Here is a 19,344-nt window from a genome sequence, read left to right as displayed (position 1 = left end):
CGTCAGTTTATCAGGTGATGCCGTGCCCGCACCTACTGAAAATTTGCGATGCCGTTGTTTTTATTGCCCAGTACCTTAATACCGAATTTTTCATTGACAAACTCGGGGTCGACTTCCATGTGCGGCATAAGTTTAACCGTCATATCAAACAGCTTGTCGGTGTCCTCGGCTACTTTGAACCGAAACCGCGAGCTTGTTGCGGGTATCCAGTGAATGCGGTATAAAGCGGGTATAACAACGCTATTCATATACATTTCGACCATACGCTTGTCAGCATCGACAAGGCGATCGAGTATGCTTATGCTTATTTTCTCTTTGCTTTCGTTGCCGTTCTTTGTGTCCTGACCTATGATCGCGCCCGACATGAGCATACTTATATAGTTATCGCATAGCTTTATAAGGTTGCCGTACACATCGCCGTTTGTGCTGACTGCATTTGCAAACTCGAAACTTTCGGTCGAGTCAATGATAAACCATGCCGCCGCCCCGATATCACGCATCATGTTCTCGGCTTGTGCCAGCATTGCGGGGTCTTGTGTGTTTGTTTTCATCACACGGGGCGGTATGCCGTAAATCTCGCAAAGCATCGACCAGCACGCTTGCGCGAACTTCTTAAACAAAACATGCGGCACGGCTTTATTGAGTAACCCGAGGTGATCCGAATTAAATTCGAGTAGCCATTTGCCGAACTCACTTGCATTGCGGTACTCGACAAATTCATTAAAAGCCGTATCGGGATAATACCGACCAAAATCGGGCACGACATTTCGGCGGTTAATCAGGTCGACACGTTTAATGCCTTTCTCGCTCGATAATTCGATCAAAGAATAACCGTAATACTCACTATCGAGTATGTGTGATATAATGTCTTGAATAACGGGCAAATTATTTAAAAGAGCCGTGATCTTTTCGTCGACTTTGCCGTCAGGTGTCAGCATTTCAAAACCCGACGAGATCGTTTGCTCTTTACGGTTGTTGATCTGAGAAGCAAGCAAGGCATCGCCAGCGATATTGTTGTAAATATCCTGTAACAAATATTGTTTAGGATCGAGAGCCAGTGTCGCGATATATTGCGCGTGATTCCAGTCGGCAATATCTTTACGGGTCTGTAAAATAGGTTTGCGCACTGTTTTGGGTGCATATATCGGCTTGCGGTTTGTGCCCGTTGTTGTTTCGGTTTGAGGCTGAGCCGCCAGCGATACGGGTTTGTTATATCGTTTTTTCTTACTCATACTTGCTCGTGATTAAATTTTTTTGCTGATCCGTAACGAAAGATTTGTTTTACATTCGAGCCGTCGGGGTCGGGCTGTATCGTCGGCAAATCGGGTGTCAGTGTCGGCGAGTCTTTGAACTCACCCAGCCCTGCGATCTTTTCAAGTGTTTTAATTACATTCTCGTAACGTTCCTTTACATGCTGGTAAATGATGTCGAGGTTTGAGAGCTCGCAAATATTCCATGCGGCGACGGTTTTACACATACGCAATACCCACGCGTTGCGATCCGATCCAGCCGCGCCGAAAATCGCATTAATATCGTATATCGGTCGCCCGTCTTGCCATTGTCTTTGGTTGCTGGCGGTAAAGTAGCTTTGCACTTCAGCAACGCCCGCACGTATGCCGTCGTCGATTATTTGCTCGTCACCCTCGGCGATTTCGTCCATTTGGTACTGGTAGAGTACCGATTTCATTTCCTCGATCTCTAAAAACATAAGCTTAGTTGTTTAAAAGGTGTTTAAATGCTGATTAATATCCGCGATTCGCGCGTCGTTGTGTTCGGTAAGTACCCGCCCGTTTTGCGATGTTCTCGTCAAGTATCTTGTAACCGCCCTCGATACAGTCGGGCGCATCGATAGCCCCTCGGTAAGTGGGCGACACAACATAAAATTGCTCGGTGCAAGTTTGCATGTGCGGGCTGTCTTTTTCGGCTTCATTGAATACTAAAAGCCCGAGGCGGTTTGCTGGCTCGAGTGTGCCCTCGATACGGGTAAATTTTTCGGCTTTCTTACGGGTGTCGGGGCGTATGGGTATCATATACCCGACCGTGCGCCCGATCTCTTTAAAAAGCGGTAAAAAAACTTGCTCGTAAAACGGGTTTTGCAATGTGTTGTTTTCGATCCAGTATTGCAGATAATAGCCGCGTGTAAGGCTGTAAATGTCATAAAACCATTGTACAAATTTTGCATTTGTGGTTTGTTCGCAAAACACCTTAATAACATACGTTATACCCGCTTTACGCCCCAGTAATGCAACGACTTTGTAAGAATTGTTTTTTATATCACTGTTTGATGGTGCGGGGTCTGAGTAGACAATTAACTGATCCATTTGTGATAATGACGGTACTTTAGCGAAAGTCAGTTTCTTAAAGACACGCCCCTCGGTTTGCGGATTGTTGAAATACTCAGTTTGCGCCGACGCATACGAGATCATGCTCAACACACGGTCGATATTTTCCTCGCTGTTTTTCGAAGCCCACGAGCTCACGCCGTTTGTGCGTATGTTTACGATGTCAAACTTGTCGGCTTTCTTCATTAACTCAGTCACACAACAATACTCGGCGATAATATTGCCACATACGATCACCAGCAACGGCACATTAACCGCACGGGTGGGTATGAGTGCGCCGTTTATCCATTCCACACGCTTGCGTATGATGTCAGGATTTCGGCAATCCTGATCGGTGTCTATATCGTCAATCAGGATCACATCAGGGCGGGCGGCATCGTTACGAGTACCGCGCGGACTCTGATCCGCACCAACGGCGCGAAAGGACACTCCGCATCGCGTCTTAAACTCGGTGTCGCGCCATTTCCATGACTTTTGTTTGCCATAATCGGCGATAATACGCTGGTTTGTGTCGAGGTTTGCACGGTATGGCTCGAGCAACCTTTTTGCGTTGTCCTCAGAGTTTGAGACAAGTATTACATTTTTCTTTTTACCCGTCAACGTCAGATATAAAACTTCCATCATTGTGCGTGTCGATTTGGCGAGCTCGCGTGCCCATACCCTCGACTCGAACCACTCGGGGTTATTTATAACCCGCTGGCTTGCCCGTTTATGGAACGATGCGGGCTCGGCAGTACAAAAACTCGGGAAATAGTATTTGCACCACGCCTCGAAATCGTTTTCGAGCCGCCGTATGCGTTTTTGCTTGTCTGCATGGCTTTCGCCCTTATCGATGCTTGTTGCTTTGAGTAGCGACTCGCGAAAATCATCCCACGACGCGACCGCTTGTTTGTCTGTAAGAGTCGCCATCAGATCAATGATTTAATATACGCGTCAAAAATGCCGCTTACTTCTTTTGCCTTTTCCACGTCGTAACCTTGTACAAACGTGCATACGTTCTTTGAGTACATGACAATCTCGCCGATGCTGGCATTATCCTGTAATTTTTTGATAATGCTTTCGAGCTTTGTCATTTGGTCGATCTCAGCGGTTGTGGGGTATCGCTCGTCGGGGTTTTCTCTCTTTTCGATCTTTTCCTCGATCGCTTTCAAATAGCCTTTGTATTTGGCGATCCGTTTCTCTTTTGAGCTTTTCGTGCTTTCGAGAATAATATCCCAGCCCTCAGCCTCAACCCATCGTTGGATCGTACGCGGTACGACCCCCGCAATCTCGGCGACTTGCAACTGAGTAAAATGCCCCGTCATGTACAGATCGCGGGCTTTCTTTTGCTTGTCGTTTTCTTTCGGTGATTTTGCCATTAATAAACCATGTGTTAAAATACAATAGAGGTGCGCCAGTCGGCACGCCCTTTTTTGTGGTTAAAAAATCGTGATTATTTTATGCAAAGTTCCCGTTTTAAATGCTGATTATAAAAAAGTTATGCCATTACAGCAGACCTTTTTCGACACCCGAAAATTGCGCCGTTACTTTGTGCTATAAATCATTTTTTACATGGACGAAAAAGAAAAAGACTTCACCCTCTCAGATGGTAGTCAAATAAATTCGCACGGCTTTAAAGTTTTGTTGACTGGCGGCATGTATGCCCGCTTTGATACAAACCCCGTATTGCTTTACGACCACAATACAGAGCATTTGATCGGGCGATGGGAAAACCGCCGCATCGAAAACGGCAAGTTGATAGCGACACCCGTATTTGACCTTAACGACCCGTTTGCCGCCGAGAAAGCGCGCAAAGTCAAAGAGGGCTTTCTCAAAGGTGCATCGATAGGCATACGCATACTCAAACTTGAAGAAATAGACGGCGAGTATGTGGCGACCGAATGGGAATTGATCGAGGCAAGTATTACGCCCATACCGTCGGACGCTGGCGCGGTAAGGTTGTACGACGAAAACAGACACGAACTCTCATTCGAGCAAGTTAAACTCAATTTCAATAATAATAAATCAATTAACCAAATGGCAGAAAAAGAAAAAACAGTCATTCTGTTATCGGCGTCAACGGTTACAAGCTTAGGGCTTAAGCCGAATTACGACGAGCGTGACATCGAGATCGCAGTCAAAGAAAAAGACGACGAGATCGCAAACCTCAAAGCCGAGATCAAAAAGGAAAAGGGCGCAAAAATTGAGGCGTATTTGTCGGCGGCAAAAGACGCGGGCAAGATCGACGAAAAGACAAAAGCAAGCTTGCTTAAAGTCGCTCAAACCGATTTTGAGGCGGTAAAGGAATTTATCGACGGCATCGAGTCAAAACCGACGCAATCTCTCAGAGACATGGGCAAACGCACACAGTTATCGGGCGACCGTGCGGGCTGGAATTTTTTGAAATGGTCGAAAGAAGACCCCGACGGGTTGCGTGACATGAAGCTAACTAACCCGACCGAGTACGAAAGACTTAAACAAACACTTTAATAATCAGGAAAATGGCAACAGTTTTTAAATCAATCTTTACTACCGTTATTCTTGCGCTTTTCTACCCAAATGCTGACTGGTTGCAAGAACTCACCGACATGGATCACATGGTCGATAACAACACGATCAATCTTGCCGAAGTCGGCGCTGATCCCGAAGTTTTCGAGGATAATGCCGTGTGGCCTCTGGTGGCAAAACAGCGTACCGACAAAGGTATCGTTATACCGCTACACACATACGACACCGAGCCGACGCATGTTACCAATGTCGAGGAACTCGAAACCAATTACAATAAAGCCGAGTCGGTATCGCGCCAGCATGCGAATGTATTGCGTACCAATGCGGCAACGGGGGCGGCTTATCAGATCGCACCGAATAGTCATACATCGACAACACCCGTACTTAAGACAACGGGGGCGGCAAAGGCTGACGGCACAAAGGCACTGACATTCGACGACATTCTCGACTTACAAACCGCATTCGACGACGCCGATTTGCCACAAGACGGTCGTATTATCTTATTGAGCCCGACACACAAAGCAGACCTTAAGAAAGAAGATAAGAAGCTTTATAAAGAGATCATGCAAGAAAAGGAAGTATACGGCTTTAAGATTTACACCTTTACCCGCAACCCTAAATACAACCCAGCCGACGGTACAAAACAACCATACGGGGCGGCGACTGGTAATGTATCGTCTATTGCTTTTATCAAATCTGAGGTTATGCGTGCAATGGGTGATGTCAAAGGCGAGCCCGAATACCACTGGGCATTATATCGCGGCTGGATATTAGGTTTTCAAATGCGTTTTGTGGCAATGCCATTCAGGGCATACGGTATCGCCGCCATATATAGCGACGCGGCTTAAACCTTATACACAAACAAATACAGAGATCGCGGGCAGAATAAAACATATTAAACGCGATTCTTGCGCACTGGGTCTCTGTATCTCTTTTTAACACATCAATCAATTATAATCATGGCAAAGCAAAATAAAGAAAATGCAACTGATAAAAAGGATAGTACAGAAGTTGCGGGAACTGTATCACCCGACAACAAGGCTGCAACGCCGCAAGTCGATAATCAAGAAATGCAAACGCCGTCGGTACTTACCGAAACGGGTGCGGCTGGATCGGTCGCAAGTGGTGACAGTGAGCAAGGGAGTGGCGACAGTGCCAGCACAAGCGGCGGCGAAGATTCCGAAATGGATTCTCAACCAAAAGAAAAAGGAACTGGCGAGCAAGGGGGTGATACTGCAAGTGAAATAAAACTTACTGAAAAAGATTTGCCCCGTCATTCTCATGATCCCGAAAAGGTATTTTCAAATGACGAGGCATGGACAGACAAACCAGCCGAGCCGAAAGCCGATACCGAAAAACGTTTGCGTATAGCCGCCGACATTTTCAAGAAAAACGACCGAGTCGATGTCTTGCACTTTACGAGTGATTTTACCCCATTTTTCAAGGAAAACGACGCGATAAAGCATACCCGTACGGGCAAGCTTGCAGACAAGACAATAATCTCAATCACAAAACAATAATCAAATGGCAGAATTACCACGCGTAAAAATAGAATACGGAAACGGGGCGCTCGGGCAAGCGGTATCGAGCGCCGACGGTTTGCTTTGTCTTGCAGTGGTGGGGGCGACTGAGATCGCCGAAAAATTCGCGCTTGCTAAACATTACCCGTTGCAAGCTCCGAGCGGTCTCGAAACGCTGGGCGTAACTCAGGCAAATAACCCGCTTGTATATAAGATCGTCAACGATTTTTACAAAGAGGCACAAGAGGGTACAAAGACATATATTGTCGGTTATCCTGATACGTTACACATGTCCGATATACTGGATAAAACAAAGCCCTATTTGCGCAATGTTCTTGAACTGACAAAAGGCGAGATACGGGGTTTTGCAGTAACAAAAGTTGCCAGCCCCGACCCTGAGATCGAAAACGGTATGTCGTCAGATGTTGCCACCTCTATGTTTGCGGCTCAAATGCTGGGCGACTGGGCGACCGAGACTCTCAATGCGCCGATATTTACCGTACTTGACGGCGTGTCTTATACGGGTGATCCCGAGACGTTGCCCGATCTGAAAACATTTGCATACAACCGAGTGGGTGTGGTAATCGGCGACACCGAGTCGGGATCGGCAAATCAAGCCGTCGGGCTGATTGCTGGTCGCATTGCAGTATCGGCGGTACAACGCAATATTGCCCGCGTGAAAACGGGTGCGCTTAATGTACTCGAAATGTTTGCGGGTGATAAGCCGATCGAGCTTGCAGATGTGGCAACCATACACGGCAAGCGGTTTATAACATTCAGGACTTTTACAGGCTTTTCGGGCTATTATATAGCCGACGATTTGCTGGCAACAAAAGAGACCGACGATTATAGCCAAATCACCCGACGCCGCACGATCGACAAGGCATACCGTATCGCTTACCCGACGCTTGTCGAGGAACTTGTCGACGAAATACCAGTCAATGAGGACGGCACAATGATAGAGACGTATGCCACCGCTTTCGAGCAAAAGGTTATCAGTGCCATTGCAACCAATATGACGGCAAAAGGCGAGCTTTCGGCTGATCCGACCGACGAAAACGATCAGGGAGTAAAATGTCTTGTCGACCGCACGATCAATATACTGGCAACCTCTCAGATAAAAGCAACATTACGCGTACGACCTTTTGGGTACGGCAAGTATATCGATGTGCTTTTAGGTTTTACCGTAACATCAAATTAAGGGCTCAGACCCTTTTATTAACCATTTAACAAGATTAGCAAATGGCATTAAGTGACTTGGTACTCATAAACGGGCGTGAGTATGAGTGGGGCGACATACGCCTCAACGTCGGCGGCATCGAGATCGAGGGTTTTCGTAATGTGAACTGGAAACCCTCGCAGGAAAAAGATTTTTTGCATGCCAAAGGACGCAACCCACGATCGATACAGCGAGGTAATAAAACATACACTGGCACTCTCACTTTCACGCAAAGCGAACTTATAGCGATACAGCGTGCGACGGGCAAATCAATACTCGATCTTAAGGTCGACATCGTTGTGGCTTTCGTTCCTGACGACTCACCGATGATACATACCGTCGTAATCAAGGGGGCAGAATTTACCGACGCCGAGCAAAAGATGGCGCAAGGTGACAAATTTATGGAAATAGAATTACCATTCCTTGCATTGCGCATTATCGAGCTTTAAACCGCATTTAAACAGTATTTAAACAATTAATAAAACATTAACAAAATGGCTACAGACATAGAAAACCCGACACCCGATCAGATCGCAAAATGGAAAAAGGAATGGGCAGAAAAAGGCAAAAGCATTCATAAGGTGACAACCGCGAGCGGCAAGGTCGGTTACTTACACGACCCCGATCGCAAAACCTTATCGCTTGCAATGACCCGCATCGCTCAAAACAACATTGTCGGCGGTGTCGAGGCGGTACTTAATAATTGCTGGCTCGGCGGCGACGAGTCGATCAAGACAGACGACAAATCATTTATGGGACTTGCCTCTCAGATCGACAAATTGATACAGACCGAGACCGTCACGCTGGAAAAGCTTTAACGTCAGCCGAAATACTCGACCCGAAAAAAGAAGCGATACGCATAATCGACGCACAGTTGCGCTATCACTTACACATTGACCCCGACGGGCTGACGAATGACGAATGGGCAATGCACGCAAAGACCCTCGAATGGATAAGAGAGCAAGAAAAAGGCAAAAGCACGTAAACAATGACTAATTTTTATACATATACGATTGAATTGCGAGACAGATTATCGTCAGCGCTGAGACGCGCTGGCGGGTCTGTCATAGATACGACCCGACGGGTGCGCGATCTCCGTAATGAGGTAAGAAGCCTCAACGATACGCCGCTTGCTGGCTTTGCCAATTCTTTCAAACGTATGTTTTCAAATATACCGTTTGCCAATTATCTGACAAACCCGCTTGTCATAGCTGGTGCGGTCGGTGGGCGTGCGTTAAAACTGGGTATCGATCAGGAAATGAGAAACGCCTCTTTTGAGGTGTTATTTAAAGGCGAGGCAAACGCAAAAAAAATGATTGACAACATTTCAGCGTACGCCGCAAAAACGCCTTACGGTAAAGCCGAGTTGAGCGATGCGGCTCAGGTTATGGCGGGCTTTGGCATAGTACAAGAAAAGATAATGCCAAACATGAAAGCAATCGGCGATATTGCGATGGGCGATAAAACAAAATTAAGCTCACTTACACTGGCTTTCTCTCAGATGTCGGCTACTGGCAAATTAATGGGGCAAGATCTTTTGCAAATGATTAATGCAGGGTTTAACCCACTCGAGCAAATGGCGCGCACAACGGGTAAAAGTATCGGGCAACTCAAAGACGATATGTCAAAGGGGCTTATCACGTCCGAAATGGTTACTCAGGCTTTTTACGACGCTACCAGTGCGGGCGGTCTGTTTTATGGTATGACAGATAAAATAAGTAATACGCTGGGCGGGCAACTTTCCACATTTATGGATAACGTCAACGAATTATTGCTTAATCTGTATAATATCATACAGCCGCTATTAATGCCATATATACAAGGACTTAATCTATTATTGACTGACTCTACTGCATTTTTTGATAAACTGGGCGAGAAAATATCAAACCTCAGTACAACGGCAAAAGTTGTCGGGGGTGTTATGCTTTGGCTTGCGGCAACATTTACGGTTGTTAAGGTTGCAACGATGGCGTATGCCGCCGTGACTAAAATAATCACAGCGTTGAAAAGCGCCGAGACGCTCGCATGGATAGCAAACAACCTTGCAATGTGGGCAAACCCGATTACATGGGTTGTTGCGCTGGTTATTGGTTTGATCGCTGTTATTGCCTTTCTGATTATTAAAGTTGACGGCTGGGGCGAGGCTTGGCAACATACGGTAAACGGTTGTAAACTCATATTTCAACTATTTGTCGATAGCATTAAGTTTTATTTCAATACGATGGTAAACGGTTTAATGCTGGGGCTCAACAAAATAAAAGAGGGATGGTATAAGTTTAAGGAAGCCGTCGGCATCGGTGATAGTTCGGAAAATCAAAGGATGCTTGCCGAAATCAGTGCCGATACAGAACGCCGTAAAAAAGAGATCGCAGACGGGGCAAAGGGTCTCGTCGAAACGGGTAAAAAAGCTGCTGACGAGTTTAAGAAAGCGGGGCAAAGCCTACATTTTAACGACACATCGCTCGGCGACGTGGTGGGCGGTCTTAAGTCAAAGCTCGGTATCGCCCCTGCTGGCGTGGCTGGTATGGATGGCGACGGGTCGATCAGTGGCGGCGGCACTGGCTCGGGTACGGCTGGCGGTAAAGGTAAAGGCGGTGCAAGTGGCAAAACGGCAAACTCAATCGCGACGGGCGGCTCAAAGACAACCCATATTACGATCAATCTCGGCAATTTAGTAGGAACAATGACCGTTACGGCAGGCAATGTCAGCGAGGGCGCGCAAAAGGTACGCGATATTGTCCTCGACGAGTTGTCGCGTGCGCTCACAATGGCTCAGGCAAATGTTTAATCTCATTTACAATAACCGACCGATCACGGTACGCGATGCGTCCGATCTGGTCGAAAGCGGGCAAACGGTAACACAAGTGATGCCGCTATCGTTGCAAATGCCCGATAACAGTTGGTGGCTATTGCCTTATGAGCCTTTGATCTCGGTAAGTGGTGAAAATATCGTCAAGATGCGCAATGTCGCAAAATCGACGGGGCGCGGTACAATTAAAGAGCGATGGTGCGAGGGTGATTTTAAGATCAGCGTACAAAGCACATTTACGAACGACGATATGTACACTTACACCGACATTGAAGTACAAAAACTCAGAGAGGCGATCACACAAAAAAGGGCTATTGCCGTGCAAAACGAGCTTTTGCAATTACTCAACATTAATCAAATCGTCGTGCTGACTTACGACTTGCCGTTTTCCAAAGGCGAAAATGTGCAAAACTGGTCTTTTGAAGCCGTGAGCGACGATAGTTATAATCTTTTTATCGAAGTGAAATAATGTTCAATATGGTTTACGACATACGGATCGGTAATTATAAACTCGCCATGCTCGAGTCGGTCGAAATACATAAGTCGGTCGATCTGCTTACCAGCACGGCGACGGTTGTTGTGCCCGCCGTTGTCTATAACCAGTCACTCGATCACGAGAAATATGTCAAGGTAGGCGACACGATCTCGATACAACTCGGTTATGACGACGAGCTCGTCTCTGAGTTTACGGGCTTTGTACAACGGATCGATACCGACGACGATTCACTGACGTTTAATTGTGAAGATTCCATGTACCTGACGCGCAAATCGGTGGCGAATAAACAGTTTTTAAACACGACGGTAAAAGAGATCGCGCAATACTGCATGTCTGAATTGAAAATCGGCGGTAGCCAAATAGGGCTTAAGAATATCGATTGCTCTTATGATATAACGTATCAAAAGTTTGTGATTAACAACGCAAATGCTTTCGATGTCCTTAAGAAACTGAAAGAAGATACAAAGGCAAGTATTTACATGATTGGCGATACTTTACACATACACCCGCCATACGTTGAAAAAGGCGGCGATGTGGTTTACGATTTTTCGGTCAACATCGAGAGCTCAGATTTGAAATACCGAAAAAAAGACGATCGTAAGTTTGAGGTGCAAGTGGACGGTGTCGGCTTGGATGGTAAAAAGAAAAAGATTGTCGTCGGTACTACTGGCGGCGAAAAACGAACGGTAAAGGTAACAAGCCCGATGTCAGATGCCGACCTCAAAAAGAGGGGCGAGTCTGAACTCGAATACCTGACTTATGACGGTTACGAGGGCAGTGTCATGGGCTGGCTCATTCCTTTTGTTGCGCCGACCTATTCGGCAAAGATAATCGACTCGGATTACGAGTATAAGACGGGCACATATTATGTGACAGCCGTTACAACAACTTTCGACGAAAACGGCGGGGTGCGCAAAGTAGAAATAGGCAAAAAGGTTTCAAACTAATGGATAAGAGAGCACAAATAGCACAACAACTCAGCCAGCTAATGAGCGCGGGCGGTGTATTGGGTTTCGTTTTTGCGGCAAAGGTAATAGAGGTAAACGGGCTTACTTGCACAATCGATTATGACGGATTAAAACTGACAGATGTACGGCTTTTGCCGACAACAACCGTCGACGGCGACCGCGCGTTGCTAATACCCGCAAAAGATACTTATGTGTTGGTTATCTCAGACGGTGGCGACCTGAGTAGTTTATGGATAGCTAAAACCGATGTACTGGAAAAGATCGAGATTATGATCGGTGATGTAAGCGTGGTTGCTGACAAAGACGGTGTAATACTCAACGGCGGGTCGCTGGGCGGTATGGTAAAGATCAAGCCTTTAATCAGTAAGCTAAACACACTCGAAAACAGTGTGAATGCTCTGAAAGCGGTCTTTGCTGGCTGGTCGCCAGTATCGCAAGACGGTGGCGCGGCTCTGAAAGCGGCAATAAGCCAGTGGGCGGGGCAACCCGTATCGGTGACAAAGATCGGTGATCTTGAAAATGAAAAAGTGAAACAATGAAAGAAAAAGGCTTTTTACTGGATCAGGCAACAAACGACCTGATCGTTAAAGTTACCCGCGACGATTTGGGCATGATTACGGGCGGGCTTGTGCTTGGTGATGTAACTCGTCAGAATCAGAAAAATATCATTTTCATACATCCCGCCGAGATAAAAGAAGCCCCGACCGTCGGTGTCGGTATCGATTCGATGCTCATGTCAGAAGAAACGCTTTTGTATAAACACAAGATACGCGAGCAACTCGAAGCCGACGGGCAACGCGTCAGCTATTTGGATATAAAGGTTTCAATTAATAACGAAATAGACATACCGATAAATGCAAGCTATTGAAAGTAAACAAGGGCAATGGCTCGGTGATATTGCCGTAAGAGAGGCGGGAGATATTTCGGCACTATTCGAGCTTGCCGTTAAAAATGATTTGTCGCCGACCAAAAGTGTGCGCATCGGTACACTATTGACGCCGCCGACTATTGTAAACAAACGAGTAATAAACTATTTAGAACGAAACGGCGTGCAACCCGCGAGCTCGGACAAAGGATCGGCACAAGTGGTGGGGCGCGGTATCGGTAACATGACGATTAATGTCGATTTTATTGTGATATGAAAAATAGATTAAAATACCAGTATGTAATATCGACAATACTCGTGATTGTTGGTTGCGGCTTGTTGATAGCTGGGTTTTGTGTGCCGCCCGTGGGCAAAATAGATAATTCGGTTTTGATTGCTTACGGTGAGACTTTGACGTTTGTCGGGGCATTAATGGGGGTCGATTATTCTTACAGGGCAAAAAAGTATATAAACGATAAAGAGGATAAAGAAAATGAGAATGATAGATAAAACAATATTGCATTGCTCAGCGACAAAAGAGGGGCAACACTTCACGGTTGAAGATATTGACCGATGGCATCGGGCTCGCGGTTTTGCAAAAATAGGGTATCATTTTGTCGTGTATCTCGACGGATCGGTGCACAAAGGTCGTGATATATCCGAGATCGGCGCTCACTGTTTAGGGCAAAATACAAACTCGATCGGCATTTGCTACATCGGCGGGCTCGATCAGAACGGTAAACCAAAGGACACCCGCACACCTGAGCAAAAAGCCGCTATCATAAAGCTTGTTGACGAGTTAAAAAAACGATACCCGACTATGACGATACACGGACACAATGAATTTGCGGCGAAAGCTTGCCCGTGTTTTGATGTTCAAGAGGAATTTTAACCCGTTTAAATACTGATTAAATGAGACTTTTTATAATACTTGCTTTGTGCTTCTCTCTTGCTGGGTGTAAGTCGCCCAAAACAGCAACAACCGATACACACCAAAAACAGCTACGCAATATCGAAAACGACCTTAAGGTTTCGCGAGATTCGGCGGTATATGAAACGATCGCGCGTGCCATACAAACGGCAATAAACGAGCGGCTCAATATATCTTTGAAACAAACAAAATACGATACAGACAAGCCGATCGACCCCGAAACGGGCAAGCCGCCGATCAAAGAAGAAAACGACATTAACCTGAGTAAAGAGATAGAGACACAGATCGCTGAAAACGCCAGCGAAACGAAAGCTAGTGTGTCGAGTATTGAGACTATCGACAAAGGTAAAGATAAAACAAAGATCGAAGGCAAAGAAAAAACAAAGACTGAAACGGGCTTGTCGAAATGGCAGAACTTTTTTATCTTCTTTGGTGGGCTTTCTCTCACTTGTCTTATCGGCTTTCTGTTTTTTAAATTCAAATAGTAAATTATGACAATCGCCGAAATAAAAAGCATAATGACGGGCTCGTTTGTTGCAAACGAGACGATCAAAGCAAAATATAATCTGCAAGACGGTAAAAGTTTTGAAGATCAATTCTCGACAGTATCGGTCGAAAATATCATTTTTTACGTGGTTGCCACATGTATGATATTGCCGTTTCAGATGTTCGAGCAATTTATGGTTGATTTGCTGGCTCTCTTAAGAAATAACAAAGCCCACACCCCGCGATGGTATGCGACACGGGCAAAAGAGTTTCAATACGGTTATGAGCTTGCGGGCGACACGGATCAGTACGACAACTCGTCTTTGACACCCGAACAAATCGAAGCGTCTCAGATCATAAAATTTGCCGCTGGTATTGAGGCGAGCGATCAGAGTTTTTTGTTTTTAAAGGTTGCCCGCGAGGTAAACGGGGTAAAACAACCTTTGACAGATATACAATTTGCATCATTCAGCACTTATGTAAACAAATATAAAGACGCTGGCGTGCGTATTAAGATAGTCAATGCGCAAGGTGACGATTTATACCTCAGATTCGATATTTATTACGACCCACTTGTACTCGATAGTGAGGGCAAACGCTTAGACGGCACAAATGATACGCCCATACAAAACGCTATCAGGGCTTATATAAGCAATCTTTCGTTTAACGGATATTACACAAATCAGGCGCTTATCGACGCATTGCAAGGCGTACAAGGTGTCGAGATCGCCGACCTTAAGCTTGCGGCGGCTCGATATGGTAATTATACAGAGTTTACGGCAATAGAGGCACGGGCGATCCCTTATGCGGGCTATTATAGAATATCAGATAATAACCTCGTATTAAATATGATACCGAATGAATAAGAATTATTATAACATAAGTTTTTCGAGGCTGGCTCTTTTGTTGTTGCCCGATCGCTTTCGATATAATGTTATAGTCGCTTTCATTACGGCACTTGTGCGACCTCTCACCGTTTTACATACACGGTTTCAGAGTTTCACAAGCTCACTTGATACTGATGTGCTTTGTCAGGTTTGTTACTTAGAGGGCAAACTCAATGACTTATACGACTATTACGAGCGCCGCATTTTCATACGTGATACGCCGATCGACTTTGATAACTTTTTATTGCACAAACAAAGTACAAATAAGCCGATCTTAATATCAATAGAGGGCGCGGGCGATCCTTATATGCTTGTCGAAAATAATATGCTCGGTACAACGATAACCGACTTTGACGTGGTTTTTCCGTATGGGTATAGCTTTTCAGACGACGAACTCAAAAAAATGTACTCGATTATTAACAGCAACAAGCTTGCATCTAAAAAATACCGCATCGTTTATGAATAAAGTAAACTTTCTAAATAAAGATAATTTTCCGCTTTACAGTGAGGGGCTTGCAAAACTGCAAAATGCAATATTTCTGACGGCAAATTTAGCATTGCTGGGCGGCGGGCGATATATCTTGTCGGGTTGTACCGAAAGTGTCGTAAATAACGTCGCAACGATCTCGGACGGTCTCGTCGTTGTTGATGGCGAGATACTCGAACTCGTGGGTGCGGCGAAAAAAGATAAGATCACTATTCGCGAGGTTAAAACATCCTTGTCGGCATTTGGGGTCGATTATCCCGAATCGTATGTTACTCGCTATGTTGAATTTTCGGCAACGGGTGAGTATAACTGGGCTGACTTTGAAAAAATACCTACAAATCAGTATTTATATCGTCAAATTAAAAATATCACGGGTGACCCTGCTGGTATTGTAAAAGAGTTTGCGGGGTTTGCCTCTAAAATACCACAAGATTATATGCTTTGTGATGGTCGGGAACTTTCGACGACTGAATACCCCGAGTTATTCGAGGCGCTCGGCACAATTTACGGTGGCGATGGTAGTAATACTTTCAGGTTGCCAAATGCTGGCGGTCGGGTTGTTGTTGGTTACTCGGGTACTGGCGATTATAAGTCAGTCGGGCTGACTGGTGGGGCTGATAGCATTACACTTACCGAAAAGCAAATACCCTCTCATAAACATATTTATCCATGGGGAGAAAACCCGACAACGGCATGGAGTCCGCCATGGGATTATGCAGAGGGGTATATCGGAAATCAAAGGGGTTCAAACGGCACAGATAACGATAACGCTTGGGCATATACATCGCCAGTAGGGGGCGGCGAGGGACACGAAAACCGTCAGGCTTTTATCGTATTCGCCAAAATTATAAAGGTGCGCTAAAAATGCAATTAAACAGTATTTAAACAGTATTCAAGATGTCAACACAACCGATACCAACATTAAAAGAAAAGTTTTCTGATGGCAAAACCCCACCAGGGCATGATTTTAGTGACTTGATAGATTCTTTTTGGCATAAGTCAACAAAAATACCAGCCACACAAATAGAAAATATAAACGGCAATGGGGGCGGGTTAGCTCCAATATTAGATAATGATTTCTTTTCTGATAGCCGATTGCTATCTGTGAATAGTGGGAGCGCCATTAAGGTTGGTACGAATTGGACTAATATAATATCGTCCAGTACTGGGAGGTCTGTTAACTACCAATTAGTAGAAAGGTGGAAAGATGGAACGCTTATGGATGCTAGTAAAGTAGATGGAACAATATACAGGCTAAGAGGGGATGAGTTCTTAAAATTGGCTATTCCTATGGACTGGATAGATGCGGAAATATTCGGAGCTGTGGGCGATGGCGTAACAGATGATACAGCAGCATTAACAAGAGCATTCGCTTTCGGTGGAAATATCAGACTAGGGAAAAGACATAAGATTAGTTCAAGTATTTCTCTGACAAAGGATATCAATATAAAAGGAGATGATTCTAAAACAGAGATTGTAGCTCCCTCGGATATTCAGCTATTTAATTCAACCGCCCAAAATATAGATATATCGAATTTAATAACAAAAAACAATAAAGGAATATTACATCAGACAGTTAATTTCGGAGAAATAAATATACATCACTGTAGTTTTACTGGCGTTGACGAAACAGTGACTAATTATTTTGTCGATGTTAATGTAGATTTGTCGGGTACAAGGTTGTTGATAACTAATAACAACCTGAATAAGTGTACTATTTTCTTTACAGACCGATTCAAATGTGAGGACTTAATAGTAGATTACAACTATATAACAGATGGTACACGTTTTCTCGTGAGGAGTCTACCGTCGCATGGTAGTGATCCGCTAAATGCTCAGTCACCTAAAAGAATATCATTTTGTTACAATTATATAAATGGTATTAATACTGCATTAACAGATAAATCGACTTACGCACGTGTTTTGCAGGCGTCAGCTATTGAAAAAATAACGATGAATGATAATTACATATACCATCTTAACACGTCAGAAGCTGCAACGGTATTGTATTGGTCTTTTGGTTCACTCGATTTTTTCAGAAATACAGTAAGACGAATAGAGGGTAGAGAGGGTGGAGTTCATGATAAATCAAATATCAATAGCTCTCTTTATGGATATCGTGTTAATTGCGGTTATAATACTTTCGACCAGTCGGAGATTGGTAGCGAAAACCAGTTAGAAACTATATATAAAATATATGCTCTTTCAAATTTTATTACAAATACTGATACATTTATAGGCTGTCGTTGCCCAGCGTATAGAATATATCAATCAGTGGACGTAGGCATTACACCTGAGAATTTTACATTTAGAAACGCCGAAGTTTGCGACCATAAATACCCTGTCATTGTGCAAATAATTCAACAATGCAAAAATGTTAATATAGAGGGTTTCAAGGTTAATAAAATTAGCAATCCCGATAATCTAGCTGTTAATGGGGAGAGCCGTCTCAGGTTAGCCGATCTGTATATGACTTTTGATAACGAAAAGGGTATAGAGAATATTTTGATTCAAAAAAATGACATTATCGAGTCATCTAATAATTTCGTTTTCCTTATGGCTTACAAGAATGCTGTATCAACAACTGGTTTCATAAGAAACGTATTTGTAAAAGGTAATACAACGCTACAAAGTGAGGCTTTATGTAGGTTTATAAATGGACAGGATTTAGGTTATTTCTTATTTGCGGATAATAACTCTACTACATCGGCTGTTTCAGTCGGGGTTACGCCTCCAAATATGTCTTTGTCTAACAACCTCCCTAAACCATTTCTTAATTATGCGCTACCAACTAGTACACTTGCAGCGGGAGCAACAAAGAGGATAGTACAGGCTGTGACTAATACTTCATTGGGAGACTTTGTAAAAGCATCATTAAGCATCGGGATTGCAAATCTGTCTATAGCTGGTAATGTGCCAAGTAATAATAACGTAGAAGTTTTTATCACAAACACATCAGCGTCACCAATTACGATACCTGATTGTATGCTATTTATTAACGTTGATAAAAGATAGAATAATGAAAGATTTACAAATAACAATTTTAAATAAGGTAGGTATAGATAATGTACTTCATTTCCTAGCTGGAGGTTGGATAGCTTGTATTGCGCCAACTTGGTTTTATGCTTTGATGATTGGGTTTTGCATTGGTTTAATTAAGGAATTATATGATAAGTACATAAAAAAGTCTCAATTTGATTTATACGAATTGTTATCTACTTTTTTTGGTAGTGTTGTAACTGCAATCTATTTATTTACTGTTTAATTAGCGTTTGAATGCTATTTTAATAATTATCTTTGTGCAAATCATGTCTATATTATTTAGATGTGATTTGCTTTTTTTTGTACTTTTTATTTTGAAAAACTGTATTTTTCATTTTCGCGATTATATCTGTATTTTATTTGATACATAAGTTTTCTTTCTTTCCTCTGAGATAATCCAACCCTCATTAATAAGGATATCAAATGCCAGAACAACTGTATTGCGATTAACTGATAATTCAGCAGCCATATGCCGCGTACTAGGCATTGTTTCTCCAGCCTTCAGTACGCCACTCTTAATCGATTCTATTATCAAATCAGCTATCTGTATATAAATGGCCTTATCGCCAGATCTGTTTAATTTGGTATGTAATAGTTTTAAGTTCATCTTTTTGGACTATTCATCTTCTTTTAATTCGAAAGGTAAATATAGTCCAATCAATTTATCTTTTAAGCAGAAATTATATAAAAATAAAAGAATTAAAAGATTCCATTTGTTAATATTGGAAAAGGAAAATATAACCCAAATGAAGCAAATAATTCAATAACCGTTATTTTGAAGCATTAAAATTTCTAAACCGAGAAT

24 protein-coding genes and 1 pseudogene are annotated in these 19,344 nt (G+C 43.8%); 20 read left to right on the top strand and 5 right to left on the bottom strand.

The window, feature by feature from the left end; translation table 11 throughout:
* Positions 1–32: 32 nt before the first annotated feature.
* The 4 genes from PKC55_RS07495 to PKC55_RS07480 form a co-directional block, all read right to left on the bottom strand.
* A complete protein-coding gene (locus PKC55_RS07495; protein WP_291126888.1) occupies positions 33–1,232 on the bottom strand; it encodes a phage portal protein family protein in 1,200 nt (399 codons plus the stop codon).
* Complete coding sequence (locus PKC55_RS07490) at positions 1,229–1,708, bottom strand: hypothetical protein (protein ID WP_291126890.1); 480 nt, start codon at positions 1,706–1,708, stop codon at positions 1,229–1,231. Before PKC55_RS07490 ends, PKC55_RS07495 begins: the two co-directional genes overlap by 4 nt.
* 34 nt (positions 1,709–1,742) lie before the next feature.
* Positions 1,743–2,579: a hypothetical protein gene (locus PKC55_RS07485; RefSeq protein WP_324372489.1), complete on the bottom strand. Its 837-nt coding sequence runs from the start codon at positions 2,577–2,579 to the stop codon at positions 1,743–1,745.
* A gap of 671 nt (positions 2,580–3,250) precedes the next feature.
* Positions 3,251–3,700 (bottom strand): hypothetical protein, encoded by a 450-nt coding sequence (locus tag PKC55_RS07480; RefSeq protein ID WP_291126894.1) that lies wholly within the window; start codon positions 3,698–3,700, stop codon positions 3,251–3,253.
* Positions 3,701–3,893: 193 nt separating this feature from the next.
* Between PKC55_RS07480 and PKC55_RS07475 the strand changes: the two genes are divergently transcribed.
* The 20 genes and pseudogenes from PKC55_RS07475 to PKC55_RS07380 all read left to right on the top strand — a co-directional run bounded on the left by PKC55_RS07475 (position 3,894) and on the right by PKC55_RS07380 (position 18,762).
* Positions 3,894–4,811 carry an HK97 family phage prohead protease gene (locus tag PKC55_RS07475; RefSeq protein ID WP_291126896.1) on the top strand — a complete coding sequence of 306 codons (918 nt, stop codon included), beginning with the start codon at positions 3,894–3,896 and terminating at the stop codon, positions 4,809–4,811.
* A 329-nt stretch (positions 4,812–5,140) separates the two neighbouring features.
* Positions 5,141–5,677: a hypothetical protein gene (locus tag PKC55_RS07470; protein ID WP_324372486.1), complete on the top strand. Its 537-nt coding sequence runs from the start codon at positions 5,141–5,143 to the stop codon at positions 5,675–5,677.
* A 60-nt stretch (positions 5,678–5,737) separates the two neighbouring features.
* Positions 5,738–6,349, top strand: coding sequence for a hypothetical protein (locus tag PKC55_RS07465; protein ID WP_291126900.1), 612 nt, complete (start codon positions 5,738–5,740; stop codon positions 6,347–6,349).
* Positions 6,350–6,353: 4 nt separating this feature from the next.
* Complete coding sequence (locus tag PKC55_RS07460; protein ID WP_291126902.1) at positions 6,354–7,550, top strand: DUF2586 family protein; 1,197 nt, start codon at positions 6,354–6,356, stop codon at positions 7,548–7,550.
* 140 nt (positions 7,551–7,690) lie between these two features.
* Entirely contained in the window at positions 7,691–8,017 is a 327-nt protein-coding gene (locus tag PKC55_RS07455; RefSeq protein WP_291126904.1) for a hypothetical protein, read from the top strand.
* A gap of 45 nt (positions 8,018–8,062) precedes the next feature.
* Positions 8,063–8,386 carry a hypothetical protein gene (locus PKC55_RS07450; protein ID WP_291126906.1) on the top strand — a complete coding sequence of 108 codons (324 nt, stop codon included), beginning with the start codon at positions 8,063–8,065 and terminating at the stop codon, positions 8,384–8,386.
* A gap of 170 nt (positions 8,387–8,556) precedes the next feature.
* Positions 8,557–10,356, top strand: a complete 1,800-nt coding sequence (locus tag PKC55_RS07445) for a tape measure protein (protein WP_291126908.1) — start codon at positions 8,557–8,559, stop codon at positions 10,354–10,356.
* Positions 10,349–10,846: a DUF6046 domain-containing protein gene (locus PKC55_RS07440; protein WP_291126910.1), complete on the top strand. Its 498-nt coding sequence runs from the start codon at positions 10,349–10,351 to the stop codon at positions 10,844–10,846. Before PKC55_RS07445 ends, PKC55_RS07440 begins: the two co-directional genes overlap by 8 nt.
* A gap of 365 nt (positions 10,847–11,211) precedes the next feature.
* The gene (locus tag PKC55_RS07435) at positions 11,212–11,820 is read left to right on the top strand and encodes a hypothetical protein (RefSeq protein ID WP_324372479.1); all 609 of its coding nucleotides are present in this window, start codon (positions 11,212–11,214) and stop codon (positions 11,818–11,820) included.
* Positions 11,821–12,005: 185 nt separating this feature from the next.
* A complete protein-coding gene (locus PKC55_RS07430) occupies positions 12,006–12,380 on the top strand; it encodes a hypothetical protein (protein WP_324372477.1) in 375 nt (124 codons plus the stop codon).
* On the top strand, positions 12,377–12,709 hold the full coding sequence (locus PKC55_RS07425) for a hypothetical protein (protein ID WP_291126916.1): 333 nt from the start codon (positions 12,377–12,379) through the stop codon (positions 12,707–12,709). The genes PKC55_RS07430 and PKC55_RS07425 overlap by 4 nt, the downstream gene beginning before the upstream one ends.
* Positions 12,696–12,983, top strand: coding sequence for a hypothetical protein (locus tag PKC55_RS07420; protein ID WP_291126917.1), 288 nt, complete (start codon positions 12,696–12,698; stop codon positions 12,981–12,983). The genes PKC55_RS07425 and PKC55_RS07420 overlap by 14 nt, the downstream gene beginning before the upstream one ends.
* Positions 12,980–13,216 carry a hypothetical protein gene (locus PKC55_RS07415; protein WP_291126919.1) on the top strand — a complete coding sequence of 79 codons (237 nt, stop codon included), beginning with the start codon at positions 12,980–12,982 and terminating at the stop codon, positions 13,214–13,216. Before PKC55_RS07420 ends, PKC55_RS07415 begins: the two co-directional genes overlap by 4 nt.
* Positions 13,200–13,589 (top strand): annotated as a pseudogene (locus PKC55_RS07410) (N-acetylmuramoyl-L-alanine amidase); the annotation flags it as partial. The gene PKC55_RS07415 and the pseudogene PKC55_RS07410, both read left to right, overlap by 17 nt.
* Before the next feature lie 29 nt (positions 13,590–13,618).
* Positions 13,619–14,122, top strand: coding sequence for a putative periplasmic lipoprotein (locus PKC55_RS07405; RefSeq protein WP_291126922.1), 504 nt, complete (start codon positions 13,619–13,621; stop codon positions 14,120–14,122).
* 6 nt (positions 14,123–14,128) lie between these two features.
* Positions 14,129–14,989, top strand: a complete 861-nt coding sequence (locus PKC55_RS07400) for a hypothetical protein (protein WP_291126924.1) — start codon at positions 14,129–14,131, stop codon at positions 14,987–14,989.
* A complete protein-coding gene (locus tag PKC55_RS07395; protein ID WP_291126926.1) occupies positions 14,982–15,476 on the top strand; it encodes a hypothetical protein in 495 nt (164 codons plus the stop codon). Before PKC55_RS07400 ends, PKC55_RS07395 begins: the two co-directional genes overlap by 8 nt.
* Before the next feature lie 91 nt (positions 15,477–15,567).
* Positions 15,568–16,359 carry a tail fiber protein gene (locus PKC55_RS07390; protein ID WP_324372471.1) on the top strand — a complete coding sequence of 264 codons (792 nt, stop codon included), beginning with the start codon at positions 15,568–15,570 and terminating at the stop codon, positions 16,357–16,359.
* Between the two features lie 35 nt (positions 16,360–16,394).
* Positions 16,395–18,512: a hypothetical protein gene (locus PKC55_RS07385; protein WP_291126930.1), complete on the top strand. Its 2,118-nt coding sequence runs from the start codon at positions 16,395–16,397 to the stop codon at positions 18,510–18,512.
* Positions 18,513–18,516: 4 nt separating this feature from the next.
* Positions 18,517–18,762, top strand: coding sequence for a hypothetical protein (locus tag PKC55_RS07380; RefSeq protein WP_291126932.1), 246 nt, complete (start codon positions 18,517–18,519; stop codon positions 18,760–18,762).
* 120 nt (positions 18,763–18,882) lie between these two features.
* Here the strand turns inward: PKC55_RS07380 and PKC55_RS07375 are convergent, their stop codons facing one another.
* The gene (locus PKC55_RS07375) at positions 18,883–19,146 is read right to left on the bottom strand and encodes a GntR family transcriptional regulator (protein WP_291126934.1); all 264 of its coding nucleotides are present in this window, start codon (positions 19,144–19,146) and stop codon (positions 18,883–18,885) included.
* Positions 19,147–19,344: the final 198 nt, after the last annotated feature.

It is taken from the genome of Dysgonomonas sp., from assembly GCF_035323175.1.
GTDB lineage: Bacteria > Bacteroidota > Bacteroidia > Bacteroidales > Dysgonomonadaceae > Dysgonomonas.
The sequence above is the reverse complement of the archived record's forward strand: the minus strand, read 5'-3'. Positions and strand labels throughout refer to the sequence as shown.